At 67.3% G+C, this 11,847-nt stretch carries 11 protein-coding genes; 10 read left to right on the top strand and 1 reads right to left on the bottom strand.

Translation table 11 applies throughout. The features are described from left to right. Positions 1–32: 32 nt before the first annotated feature. The 10 genes from OEX18_02850 to OEX18_02805 all read left to right on the top strand — a co-directional run bounded on the left by OEX18_02850 (position 33) and on the right by OEX18_02805 (position 11,080). On the top strand, positions 33–2,255 hold the full coding sequence (locus OEX18_02850) for a UvrD-helicase domain-containing protein (protein MDH4336196.1): 2,223 nt from the start codon (positions 33–35) through the stop codon (positions 2,253–2,255). A gap of 14 nt (positions 2,256–2,269) precedes the next feature. Further along, complete coding sequence (gene gatC / locus OEX18_02845; protein ID MDH4336195.1) at positions 2,270–2,581, top strand: Asp-tRNA(Asn)/Glu-tRNA(Gln) amidotransferase subunit GatC; 312 nt, start codon at positions 2,270–2,272, stop codon at positions 2,579–2,581. Next, positions 2,578–4,044, top strand: a complete 1,467-nt coding sequence (gatA, locus tag OEX18_02840) for an Asp-tRNA(Asn)/Glu-tRNA(Gln) amidotransferase subunit GatA (protein MDH4336194.1) — start codon at positions 2,578–2,580, stop codon at positions 4,042–4,044. The genes gatC and gatA overlap by 4 nt, the downstream gene beginning before the upstream one ends. Position 4,045: 1 nt before the next feature. Beyond that, positions 4,046–5,479: an Asp-tRNA(Asn)/Glu-tRNA(Gln) amidotransferase subunit GatB gene (gene gatB, locus OEX18_02835; GenBank protein MDH4336193.1), complete on the top strand. Its 1,434-nt coding sequence runs from the start codon at positions 4,046–4,048 to the stop codon at positions 5,477–5,479. A 108-nt stretch (positions 5,480–5,587) separates the two neighbouring features. Continuing rightward, positions 5,588–6,217: a lamin tail domain-containing protein gene (locus OEX18_02830; GenBank protein MDH4336192.1), complete on the top strand. Its 630-nt coding sequence runs from the start codon at positions 5,588–5,590 to the stop codon at positions 6,215–6,217. A gap of 240 nt (positions 6,218–6,457) precedes the next feature. Next, positions 6,458–7,411 carry a methylmalonyl Co-A mutase-associated GTPase MeaB gene (meaB, locus tag OEX18_02825; GenBank protein ID MDH4336191.1) on the top strand — a complete coding sequence of 318 codons (954 nt, stop codon included), beginning with the start codon at positions 6,458–6,460 and terminating at the stop codon, positions 7,409–7,411. Further along, entirely contained in the window at positions 7,411–7,824 is a 414-nt protein-coding gene (locus OEX18_02820; protein MDH4336190.1) for a cobalamin B12-binding domain-containing protein, read from the top strand. The genes meaB and OEX18_02820 overlap by 1 nt, the downstream gene beginning before the upstream one ends. A 32-nt stretch (positions 7,825–7,856) precedes the next feature. After that, complete coding sequence (locus OEX18_02815) at positions 7,857–9,005, top strand: acyl-CoA dehydrogenase family protein (protein ID MDH4336189.1); 1,149 nt, start codon at positions 7,857–7,859, stop codon at positions 9,003–9,005. A 21-nt stretch (positions 9,006–9,026) separates the two neighbouring features. Beyond that, entirely contained in the window at positions 9,027–10,208 is a 1,182-nt protein-coding gene (locus tag OEX18_02810; protein MDH4336188.1) for an acetyl-CoA C-acetyltransferase, read from the top strand. Positions 10,209–10,219: 11 nt separating this feature from the next. Further along, positions 10,220–11,080 carry a 3-hydroxybutyryl-CoA dehydrogenase gene (locus OEX18_02805; GenBank protein MDH4336187.1) on the top strand — a complete coding sequence of 287 codons (861 nt, stop codon included), beginning with the start codon at positions 10,220–10,222 and terminating at the stop codon, positions 11,078–11,080. A 17-nt stretch (positions 11,081–11,097) separates the two neighbouring features. Here OEX18_02805 and OEX18_02800 read toward each other — a convergent pair whose 3' ends face one another. Continuing rightward, positions 11,098–11,787 (bottom strand): hypothetical protein, encoded by a 690-nt coding sequence (locus OEX18_02800; GenBank protein MDH4336186.1) that lies wholly within the window; start codon positions 11,785–11,787, stop codon positions 11,098–11,100. Positions 11,788–11,847: the final 60 nt, after the last annotated feature.

Raw genomic sequence — 11,847 nt, 5'->3', positions numbered from 1 at the left:
CTAACGTTCCCGGGTTGCGCCCGCAAACCATCATGTCTTCCTTGACCCATCTCAACGACCGCCAGCGCGAGGCCGTCCTGGCCACCGAAGGCCCCATTCTGGTCATCGCCGGAGCGGGCAGCGGCAAGACGCGCGTGCTCACCGAGCGCATTCGTCACCTGGTGGCGGGGTTGCGCGTGGCGCCCTACGAGATCCTCGCCTTCACCTTCACCAACAAGGCGGCGCGTGAGATGAAGGACCGCCTGGAACGCATGTCGCCGGGCGCCACCGAGATGATGTGGGTGGGGACGTTTCACGCCACCGGCGTGCGCATCCTGCGCCGCCACGGCGACGCGGGGGGAATCCGGCGCGACTTCTCCATCTACGACACCGACGACAGCATGCGTCTCCTGAAGGGCATCCTGTCGCGCTACCCGAACGATGCGCGTTTCATCAAGTCGCCGCGCACGCTGCGGGATCGCATCAGCCGCATGAAGAACGACCTCATCACCCCGGCGTTCTGCGCCGAGCGCGCGGTGGGCATCGGTGAACAGCGTGTGGCGGCTCTGTATGCCGAGTACGAAAAGGAGCTGCGCCGCGCCAACGCGCTGGATTTCGACGACCTGATCATGAAGGTGGTGGAGCTGTTCGCGTCCAACGACGCCGTGCGCGAGCTGTACGCGCGCCGCTTTCGCTACATCCTGGTGGACGAGTTCCAGGATACCAACGCCATCCAGATGGCGATGATCGACGCGCTCGCCTCCCGCCACCACAACCTGTTCGTGGTCGGTGACGACGACCAGTCCATCTACAGCTGGCGCGGGGCGCGCGTGGAACACATCCTCGAGTTCGAGGGGCTGTACGACGGCACCCAGGTGATCCGGCTGGAGCAGAACTACCGCTCCACCCAGACCATCCTCGATGCGGCCAACGGGGTCATCGCGCACAACGCCGGGCGCAAGGGCAAGAACCTGTGGACCGACGGCGCAGTGGGCGAGAAGCTGCGGGTCACCGCGTGCAGCGACGAGGAAACGGAGGCGCTGGCCGTGCTGGACATGGTCAAGCGCGAGGTGGGGGCGGGGGCAAGCCCGCGCGACATCGCCATTCTGTACCGGACCAACGCCCAGTCGCGCGCGCTGGAAGACGTCTTCAAGATGGGCTCGATGCCGTATCAAATTATCGGCGGCGTGCGCTTCTACGAACGCGCCGAGGTGCGCGACGTGCTCGCGTACTGCAAGGCGGTGGTGAACCCGGCCGACACCGTGAACGTGAAGCGTATCATCAACGTGCCCCGGCGCGGCATCGGCAAGACGACCATCGATCATCTGGAAGCGTACGCCGTGGAGCACGGCGTGTCCATGATCGACGCCATGCGCGCGGCGGACGTCGGGCTGGGCAGCGCGCCGGCCGCCCGTTGCCGCGCGTTCCTGGAGGTGTTCGACCGCCTGCGCGCGACGGCCGAGGCGGAGGTGGCGCCGCACGTGGTTGCCGAGATCTACCAGGCCACCAACTACATGAAGTACCTGGAGGAGGCGTATCCCGACGCCGATGTGCGCACGGAGAACGTCGAGGAGTTCCTGTCGGCGGCGCACGCCTACGCGGAGGGCGCGGAGGACAAGTCGCTGCGCGCCTTCCTGGAAGAGGTGGCGCTGGTGGCCGACGTGGACGCCATCGACCTGGAAAGCGGCCAGCTCACCCTCATGACGCTGCACAACGCCAAGGGCCTCGAGTTCGACGTCGTCTTCGTGACCGGCCTGGAAGAGGGGCTGTTTCCGCACTACAACTCCATCGACGACGCCGACGCAATCGAGGAGGAGCGACGGCTGTTCTATGTGGGAATGACGCGGGCGCGGCGCCGGTTGTGTCTGACGTTTGCGGGTATGCGCCGGCGCATGGGGCTCATGGAGGGCGGGTTGCCGTCGCGCTTCCTGTCCGAGATTCCCGAGCGTTGCCTGGAGACCCCGGTGGAGCCGGTGGTCTCGCGCGGCGTGTCGCTGTTCAACGGCGGGTCGGTGTGGTCGCGCGCCCGTTCCGTGATCGACGAGTACGCCCAGCCGGAGGCGCCCGACGAGGCCGCGTTCTCCCAGGAGCCGGCGCCGCGCGGTGCGACCGTGCCTGGCTACCAGGTGGGAACGCGTATCGTGCACGAGCGATTCGGCAAGGGTATCGTGCGCCGCGTGGAAGGGCAGGGCGAACAGATGCGGGTGACGGTAATTTTCGACGCCGGCGGCGAGCGCAAGTTCATCGCCCAGTACGCGCCCATGCGGCCGCTTTAGGCAGCGAGGACACCATGAGCAAGATCGATCGCGACGTCATCCGCCACCTCGAGCGCCTCGCGCGCATCGACCTCGCGCCCGGTGAGGTGGGGCCCATCACCGAGCAGCTCAACCGCATCGTGGCGCTTGTGGAGCGGCTGCAGGCGGTGGACGTGGCCGGGGTGGAGCCCACGCGGGCCATGTCGCTCGAAGACGCCGGCAGCGACCTGCGCGAGGACGTTGTCACCCCCGGGCTGGAACGCAGCGAGGTGCTTTCGCAGGCGCCGGACGCGACCGGAGAATTCTTCCGCGTGCCCCGCGTCATTTCCCGCGGCGAGGAATCGTGAAACTGAACGAACTGTCCATCGGCGATCTGCGCAAGCGCATGACCGCGGGCGAGGTTGACCCCGTGCAGGCGTGCGAAGCAGCACTGGTGGCCATCGGCGCGCGCGAGGGCGAGGTGGTGGCCTTTCTCGACGTGCACCGCGAGGCAGCGCTGGCGCGCGCGCGCGCGCTGTCCGAATCCGGCGACTACCGTTCGCTCCCGCTGGGCGGTGTCCCCGTCGCCATCAAGGACAACATCTGCATCCGGGGCAGCAGCACCACCTGCGGTTCGCGCATCCTCGGCGCCTACCGTCCGCCGTATACGGCGACGGTGGTGGAGAAGCTCCACGCGGCGGGTGCGGTGGTGATCGGCAAGACCAACCTGGATGAGTTCGCCATGGGTTCGTCCACCGAGAACTCCGGCTTCGGCCCCACCCACAACCCCTGGGACACGACGCGCGCACCGGGCGGGTCCAGCGGCGGCTCCGCGGCGGCGGTGGCGGCGGGGATGGCGGCGGCGTCGTTGGGCAGCGACACGGGCGGTTCCATCCGCCAGCCGGCGAGCTTCTGCGGCGTGGTGGGGATGAAGCCCACCTACGGGCGCGTATCGCGTTACGGACTGGTGGCGTTCGCCAGTTCGCTGGATCAGATCGGCCCCTTCACGCGCACGGTGGGCGACTGTGCCACCATGCTCAACGTCATGTGCGGTCGCGATCCGCGCGATGCGACCAGCGCGTCGGCACCCGTGCCCGATTTTTCAAGCGATCTGGACCGCGGGCTCAAGGGTGTCAAGATCGGCGTGCCGTGGAGCTTCCTCGGCGAATCGCTCGACCCCGGCGTGCTCGCCTCCTTCAAGGCGGCGGTGGAGGGTGCGCGGCGCGAGGGCGCCGTCATCGAGGACGTCGAGCTTCCGCACGCGGACCACGGTCTGGCCGCGTACTACATCATCGCCAACGCCGAGGCGAGCGCCAACCTGGCCCGCTTCGACGGTGTGCGCTACGGGCATCGTTCGCCCCACGCCGAAACGCTGGTCGAGATGTACACCCGGACGCGCGAGGAGGGCTTCGGCGCCGAGGTGAAACGGCGCGTGCTGCTTGGCACCTACGTGCTGAGCGCCGGCTACTACGACGCATACTACAAGCGCGCCCAGCAGGTGCGCTCGCTCATCATCGCGGACTTCGTAAGGGCGTTTTCACGCTGCGACACCGTGATGCTGCCGACCGCGCCGACCACGGCGTTCAAGCTGGGTGAGAAGACCGACGACCCGATTCTCATGTACATGAACGACGTGTTCACCATTCCGGTGAACCTGGCCGGGCTGCCCGGGATCTCCATTCCGTGTGGCCTGTCGGACGAGAGACTCCCCATCGGCGTGCAGCTCGTCGGGCGTGCCTTCCAGGAGGCGCCCCTGCTGCGTGTCGCGGCGGGCCTCGAACGGCTGGTGGACTTCCCGGCGGGTGCGGTCGCCCCCGCTCTGCGAGGATAATATGCCACGCTACGAAGCCGTCATCGGACTCGAGGTCCACGCGCAGCTGCGCACGCAGAGCAAGATGTTCTGCGGGTGTTCGGCGGCCTACGGCGGCAAGCCCAACACGCAGGTGTGTCCGGTGTGCCTGGGGCTGCCGGGTGCGCTGCCGGTGGCCAACGCCAGTGCGGTGGAGTACGCGGTGCGGCTCGGCCTGGCCACGGGCTGCACGATCGCGCGTGAGAGCATCTTTGCGCGCAAGAACTACTTCTATCCCGACTGTCCCAAGGACTACCAGATCTCGCAGTTCGACACGCCGCTGTGCCGCGACGGGGAGCTGGCGCTGGAGAGCGGCAAGCGCATCCGCATCCACCGCATCCACCTGGAGGAGGACGCCGGCAAGCTGGTCCACGTGGACGGCGCCGACCACAGCCTGGTGGACATGAACCGCAGCGGCGTGCCGCTGGTGGAGATCGTGAGCGAGCCGGACCTGCGTACCGCCGCCGCCGCGTCGGAGTACCTGCAGAAGCTGCGCTCGCTGGTGCGCTACCTGGAGATCTGCGACGGCAACATGGAGGAGGGGAGCCTGCGCTGCGACGTGAACGTCTCGGTGCGCGAGACGGGAACCGAGGCCTTCGGGGTGAAGACCGAGGTGAAGAACCTCAACTCGTTCAAGCAGGTCGAGCAGGCCATCGAATATGAACTCGAGCGCCAGGAGAAGGTCCTGTCCTCGGGCGGACGGGTGACGCAGGATACGCTGTTGTGGGACCCCGCGGCGGGGCGCGCCACGGTGATGCGCAGCAAGGAGGAGGCGCACGACTACCGCTACTTCCCGGAGCCGGACCTGCGCGTGCTGCGCGTGGCCGAGGCATTCCTGGAGACGGTGCGCGCCGCGCTGCCCGAACTGCCGGATGCAAAGCGGGAGCGTTTCGTGGCGCAGTACAAATTGCCCGTGTACGACGCCGGCGTACTTACGGCGTCGCGCGCCATGGCGGACTACTACGAGGACGTCGTAAGGGCGGGCGCGGACGCCAAGGCGGCGAGCAACTGGATGATGGGCGAGGTGTCGCGCGAGTTGAATGATGCCGGTATCGAGATCGATGCCTTCGCATTGGAGCCGGCGGCGCTGGCCGGCCTGGTGGTACTGCAGGGCAGCGGCAAGGTGAACTCCAGTGCCGCCAAGACGATCTTTGCCGAGATGCTGCAAAAGCCGGGGGAATCCGCCGAAGCCGTCATGAAGCGCCTCGGACTCGAACAGGTCAGCGACAATGCCGCCATCGAGACGGAAGCCGCCGCGGTGATCGACGCGCACCCCGACGAGGTGGCGCGCTATCTCGCCGGCAAGGAACAGCTGCTGCAGTTCTTCGTGGGGCAGCTCATGAAGCGCACCCGCGGCAAGGCCAACCCCAAGCTGGCCACCGACCTCATCAAGTCCCTGCTCGAGAAGCGGCGCTAGGAACCCCCGCGACGCGCTTGCGCTCCCCGCCAGCCCGTGCTATAGTCTGCCCCGTTGATCCCGCCAATTCCACCGGCAACGGAAGGGGCATGGGAGGAGGATGTGAGGATGAAGTACGTTGCCTTTTTCATTTCATGTTTGACCGTGATGGCTGCGCTTGCGCCGCAGGGCGTGGCGGATGTGCGCCTCAACGAGCTGCTGGCGGATCCCGCCAGCGACTGGGACGGCGACGGCGCGGTGGACTCGAAACTCGACGAGTGGGTCGAGATCGTGAACACGGGCACCGCGGCGGTGGACCTCTCCAACTACCGCATCTCCGACGCGTCCGCGGGTGAGTCGTTCCGCTTCGCGCTCTCCGGGAGTCTCGCGCCCGGCGAGGTGAAGGTGTACTACGGCTCGGACGTGGTTACGTGGCAGGCGGCCAACGGTGTGGGCCAGTTCGGCTTCAGTCTGAACAACGGCGGCGACACCGTTACGCTGTACGAAATCAACGGCGCGGATATCTCGGTGACGGACGCGCAGGCGTACGTGACCGTCGAGGTCGCCGACGACCGTTCGTTCGGGCGCATGCCCAGTGGCAGCGGTGGCTGGGTGGTGTTCGACGGGCTCAACCCGTACACCGGTTCGCAGCCGCCCACGGCCACGGGGTGCAACCCGTCGCCCGGGGAGACCGTTGCGTGCCCGACCCCGACCCAGGCGTCCACCTGGGGACGGATCAAGGCGCTCTACCGCGGCTGATGCAGGGGCTGCGTCCCCGCAGGGCCGTGACTTGAAACCGTAAACCGACAGACAATCCGCCCCGAGCGTTGCCGGTGGGGGGCGGGATCAGCAGTTGACAGGCCCGCGCCCGGTTTAGTAACTTACTTGGAAACAATGAGTTTGGCGTTTGCCTGGGGCTACCGGGCGGACGCCCGACCCGCCATTGCTGCGCTCTCACCGGCACGCGCCCCCCGGGGTGCAGCGCCGGTTACGCTGACCATGAAGACCCAGGATCTGCTCGCGCGTTTTGCGTCCGGCGACGTTCTCGCCGCGTCGCGCCTGATGTCCGTCGTCGAGCGCGGCGGGGGTGACGCAGAGACCGTTCTGGATGCACTTTTCGCCCGCACGGGCCGCGCGCGCCGCATCGCGCTCACCGGCCCCGGCGGCGCCGGCAAGAGCACCCTGGCGGACGGCCTCACCCGGCGCCTCCGCCATGCCGGCCGCAGCGTCGGCGTGGTTGCGGAGGATCCCTCGAGTCCGTTCTCCGGGGGTGCCGTGCTCGGCGACCGCGTGCGCATGTCCAGCGCGGCGGGGGACGCGGGCGTGTTCGTGCGTTCCGTCGCCAGCCGGGGCAGCGAAACCGGAATGAGCCCGCTGGCCTGCGAGCTGGCCGATGTTCTGGACGCGTTCGGGCGCGACGTCGTCCTGCTGGAGACAATGGGGGTGGGGCAGGTGGAGACGCGCATTCGTTTTGCCGCCGACACCATTGCGGTGGTCATGACACCGGAGTCGGGCGACGAGGTCCAGAGCCTCAAGGCGGGCCTGCTGGAAGTGGCCGACGTGTTCGTTGTGAACAAGTCCGACCGCCCGGGCGCGGACGGATTCGCGGCGGACCTCACCGCTATTGCCGGGCTGCGCCGGCCGGGAGAATGGGTGCCGCCGGTCATACAGACCGTGGGCAGCGACGGCTCCGGACTGGACGCGCTCGAAGCGGCGCTGGAAGCGCACCGGGCGCACCTTGCCCGGGATGGGCGTGGCGAGCAGCGCCGGCGCGAGGCGCTGGCCGAGCGGGTGCGCGCCCTGGTGGAAGACGCGTGGCGGGACGCCTGGCGGCGTGACCCTACCGCCCGCGCCGAGTTTGATGGTATGGTTGCACGCGTGGCGGGCGGCGAACTCTCGCCCTACCGGGCCGCGCGGGAGATATCCCGGGGCCTCGGCCCGAAGGCATCCTGATGAAACGTCCCCTCAAAGTTCTCATCGGCAAGCCCGGCCTGGACGGTCACGACCGCGGGGCCAAGGTGATCGCCAACGCGCTGCGTGACGCCGGCATGGAGGTCGTCTACACCGGGCTGCACCAGACACCGGAGATGATCGTGGAGGCCGCCGTGCAGGAGGACGCCGACCTGGTGTCGGTGAGCATCCTCTCGGGGGCGCACATGACGCTGATCCCGCGCGTGCGCGAACTCATGAACGGTGCCGGCCTCGCCGACGTACCGCTGGTCGCGGGCGGCATCATCCCCGACGCGGACGCAAAGTCACTGCTGGCAATTCCCGGGGTGGCGGGCGTGTTCGGCCCCGGAACCAGCACGCGCGATGTCGTCAGCTTCATCGGGAACCTGTTCCCGGGACGAAGCGCCGGCGCATAGCCCGGCGTGAAACTACATAGAAAAGAGAATACATGAACCCGATGCCCACACTGACCGAAGAACAGCAGATGATCCAGGAGACCGCGCGGCGCTACGCCGACTCGGAGCTGGCTCCCACCGCCGCGCATCTCGACGAGACCGGCGAGTTTCCGGTGGAGCGTTTCGCAAAGATGGGCGAGCTGGGGTTTCTGGGCCTGGTGGTTCCCGCCGAGTACGGTGGCATGGGCAACGACACCGTGTCGTACGCCATCGTCATCGAGGAACTCGCGCGCGGCTGCGGCTCCACCGCGCTGGGTGTCGCCGCGCACAACTCGCTGGCGTGCGGCCCCATCGTGCTCATGGGCAGCGAGGAGCAGAAGCAGCGTTTCCTGCCGGAACTCGCCAGCGGCGAGGCCATCGGCGCCTTCTGCCTCACCGAGCCGCAGGCGGGAAGCGACGCCTCCAACACGAAGACCACCGCGGTGCGCAAAGGCGACAAGTACATCCTCAACGGCACCAAGATCTACGTGACCAACGGGGGCTGGGCCCGCTACCTGGTCGCCACCGCCGTCACCGACCCGTCCGCGGGAGCCAAGGGGATCAGCGCCTTCGTCATCGAGAACGACTTCCCGGGTTTCGTGATCGGAACCAAAGAGAAGAAAATGGGGCTGCGCGCGTCGGGCACCTTCGAAATCGTGTTCGACAACTGCGAAGTCCCGGCCGCCAACCTGCTCGGCAGCGAAGGCGGCGGTTTCCGCACCTTCATGAAGACGCTGGAGGGCGGGCGCATTTCCATCGGCGCTTTCGCGCTGGGTCTGGCGCAGGCGGCCATGGAGGCCGCCATCAAGTTCGGGCGCGAGCGCAAACAGTTCGATACCCCCATTATCGATTTTCAGGCGAACCAGATGAAGGTCGCCGACATGGCCACCGAGATCCACGCGGCGCGGCTGCTCATCCACGACGCCGCCCAGCGCAAGGATCGCGGGGAGGAGTTTGGCCGCTACGCGTCGATGTGCAAGCTGTTCGCCTCGGAGGTGGCCATGCGCGTCACCGACCAGGCGATTCAGATGCATGGCGGATACGGGTACTGCCGCGAGTACAACGTGGAACGGTACTACCGTGACGCCAAGCTTGCCGAGATCGGCGAAGGAACCAGTGAGATTCAACGCCTCGTCATCGCACGCAGCGTGCTGGGGCAGTAAGCCAGGAGAGGAGTCATAATCATGGAACGCGCTGTCATCGTTTCGGCGTTGCGGACGCCCATCGGGCGGTTCATGGGCGGTCTGTCGACCGTTCCCGCCCCGCGCCTCGCCGCCGGTCTCATCAAGGAAACCATCACCCGCACCAAACTCGACCCGGAGACGCTCGACGAAGTGATCGTCGGCAACGTGCTGCAGGCCGGCGTCGGCCAGGCGCCCGCGCGCCAGGCGGCCATATTCGGCGGCGTCTCACCGGCGGTGGGTGCGTTTACAGTGAACAAGGTGTGTGGCTCCGGCCTGAAGTCGGTGATGCTGGCGGCGCAGGCCATCCGCGCGGGCGACGCGCACGCGATTCTCGCCGGCGGCATGGAGAACATGAGCCTGTCGCCCTACCTGCTCCCGGACGCCCGGGCCGGGCAGCGCCTGGGCAACGGACGCCTGGTCGACGCCATGGTCAACGACGGCCTGTGGGACTGCTACAACGACTTTCACATGGGCAACACCGCGGAACTGGTGGCGAAGAAGTACAAGGTCACCCGCGAGGCGCAGGACGAGTTTGCGGTGGAGAGCCACAAGAAGGCGCTCGCCGCCATGCAGCGCGGTGATTTCAACGACGAGATCGTGCCCGTCACGGTACCGCGCGGAAAGAAAGAGCCGCTGATGGTTTCCGCCGACGAGGGCCCGCGCGCGGACACTTCCGTCGAATCGCTGGCCAGGCTGCGGCCGGTGTTCGACAAGGAGGGGACCGTGACGGCGGGCAACGCGAGCACCATCAACGACGGCGCCGCCATGCTGCTGGTGATGAGCGAGAGCCGCGCGAAGGAGCTGGGCCTGGACGTGCTGGCGTTCGTGGATGCGTACGCCACCGGTGGTATGGAGCCCGAATGGGTGATGATGGCCCCGCTCAAGGCGGTGGGCAAGCTGCTCGAGAAGACCAAAACGCGCATCACCGACTACGACGTGATCGAGCTGAACGAGGCCTTCTCCGCGCAGGGCGTGGCGCTGATCCGCGAACTGAAGATTCCCTCAGAGCGTCTCAACGTCAATGGTGGCGCGGTGGCGCTGGGGCACCCCATCGGCGCGTCGGGAGCGCGTTTGCTGGTAACACTCATCCACGCGCTGCGCAAGCGCGGCGGCGAACGCGGCATGGTGTCGCTGTGCCTGGGCGGCGGAAACGCCGTTGCCATGAGCATCACCCTGTCGTGACGGAGGCAACCATGGTCAAGATTGAGCGCGTCTCCGTCATCGGGGCCGGCACCATGGGCGCGGGTATCGCGCAGGTGTTTGCCCGGGCGGGGCACGCGGTGAAACTGGTCGACGTGAACGAGGCGTTGGTCAAGCGCGGGCTCGGTGTCATCGAGACCAGCCTCGACCGCATGGTGAAGAAGGAACTCATTACCCCCGTGGACAAGAAGGCGGTGCTCGAGCGCATCCGCCCGGACACCGGCCTCTCCGCGGTGGCCGGGAGCCAGGCGGTGGTGGAGGCCATCAACGAGAATCCGGAGCTCAAGAAACACGTCTGGAAGGAGGTATCCTCCCACGTGGACGAGTCCGCGATTCTCGCCAGCAACACCTCGTCGATATCGATCACGGAACTCGCGGCGTCGGTGCCCGCGCCCAGGCGTTTCATCGGTATGCACTTCATGAACCCGGTGCCGGTGATGAAGCTGGTGGAGATCATCCGCGGGCTCGAGACCGACGATGCCACCACCGCCGCCACCATGGACCTGTGCCGCGCGCTGGGGAAGACGCCGGTGGAGGTGAACGACTACCCCGGCTTTGTCGCCAACCGCGTGCTCATGCCCATGATTAACGAGGCGGTGTTCTGCCTGATGGAGGGCGTGGCCACGAAGGAGTCGATCGACGAGGTGATGAAGCTGGGCATGGCGCACCCGATGGGGCCGCTCACGCTGGCGGACCTGATCGGTCTGGACGTGTGCCTCTCCATCATGGAGGTGCTGCACCGCGACCTGGGCGACTCCAAGTACCGTCCGTGCCCGCTCCTGAAGAAGATGGTGGCGGCAGGCCGCCTGGGCCGCAAGACCGGCCGCGGCTTCTACGACTACGCGAGGCCCTGACGCTGCACCGGCGCCGCCTAGCGCTTGACCGCTTCGATAGGTGGCGGGTCGCCGCTGTGGTCACCGTCGCTGCGCACGGCATACCAGATGATCTGGTCAATGGGAATGGCGGCGGCCACCGGGGTTGCGCCGATGTTCAGTTGTGCGGGAATCGTGCAATCGAACACGATGCAGTTGAGCCGCTCGCCCTTGGCCGGGCTCGCCCGCACACTCATGTTGATGGCCGTGAGCACCCAGTCCTGCTCGAGGGCATCGCAGTGCGCGAACGGGCTGGCCAACGGCCAGTCACCCGTGAACAGCGGAGGTTGTATTGTCGCCTCCCCGCGGTATCCCCCCTGGAATCCTCCCTGGACGACGAACGAGACGAGCCACGGATCCTCGCTCACGTACTCGAGCGGATTGGCGAAGCTCACCCGGACGAGGACACGATCCCCGGGTCCCACCACCGGCGTCGACACACCCGTCACCGTGGCCCGGTTCTGGTAAGTCGTCGTCGAGGCCCCGTTGTACTCGACCGTGGCGCCCTCCCACTCGAACCGGCTGATATTGATCTCGATGGGCGTTCCCTGCACCTCGGGACAGGAGACCCCCGACGGGGGTCCCCCTGAGTCGCTGGGCGAATCGGAACCACACGCCCCCAGCGAAATTACGAGTCCCAGCGCGAGTGCCCGCGCGGTGCGGGTGGGAACGTTCTTGATGGCGGCCATGGGTAACCTCCTGCGTTCGCGGGTTCGCCACAAGTGAACGCAGGAAGTCGTGTGGAAAGC

Source organism: Candidatus Krumholzibacteriia bacterium (assembly GCA_029865265.1).
Taxonomy (GTDB): domain Bacteria; phylum Krumholzibacteriota; class Krumholzibacteriia; order WVZY01; family JAKEHA01; genus JAKEHA01.
The sequence above is the reverse complement of the archived record's forward strand: the minus strand, read 5'-3'. Positions and strand labels throughout refer to the sequence as shown.

Bases quoted from the DNA above. Each gene is read 5' to 3' on its own strand.
- OEX18_02850 (MDH4336196.1), top strand. From the start codon at position 33: ATGTCTTCCTTGACCCATCTCAACGACCGCCAGCGCGAGGCCGTCCTG.
- gatC (MDH4336195.1), top strand. From the start codon at position 2,270: ATGAGCAAGATCGATCGCGACGTCATCCGCCACCTCGAGCGCCTCGCG.
- gatB (MDH4336193.1), top strand. From the start codon at position 4,046: ATGCCACGCTACGAAGCCGTCATCGGACTCGAGGTCCACGCGCAGCTG.
- OEX18_02830 (MDH4336192.1), top strand. From the start codon at position 5,588: ATGAAGTACGTTGCCTTTTTCATTTCATGTTTGACCGTGATGGCTGCG.
- meaB (MDH4336191.1), top strand. From the start codon at position 6,458: ATGAAGACCCAGGATCTGCTCGCGCGTTTTGCGTCCGGCGACGTTCTC.
- OEX18_02820 (MDH4336190.1), top strand. From the start codon at position 7,411: ATGAAACGTCCCCTCAAAGTTCTCATCGGCAAGCCCGGCCTGGACGGT.
- OEX18_02815 (MDH4336189.1), top strand. From the start codon at position 7,857: ATGAACCCGATGCCCACACTGACCGAAGAACAGCAGATGATCCAGGAG.
- OEX18_02810 (MDH4336188.1), top strand. From the start codon at position 9,027: ATGGAACGCGCTGTCATCGTTTCGGCGTTGCGGACGCCCATCGGGCGG.
- OEX18_02805 (MDH4336187.1), top strand. From the start codon at position 10,220: ATGGTCAAGATTGAGCGCGTCTCCGTCATCGGGGCCGGCACCATGGGC.
- OEX18_02800 (MDH4336186.1), bottom strand. From the start codon at position 11,787: ATGGCCGCCATCAAGAACGTTCCCACCCGCACCGCGCGGGCACTCGCG.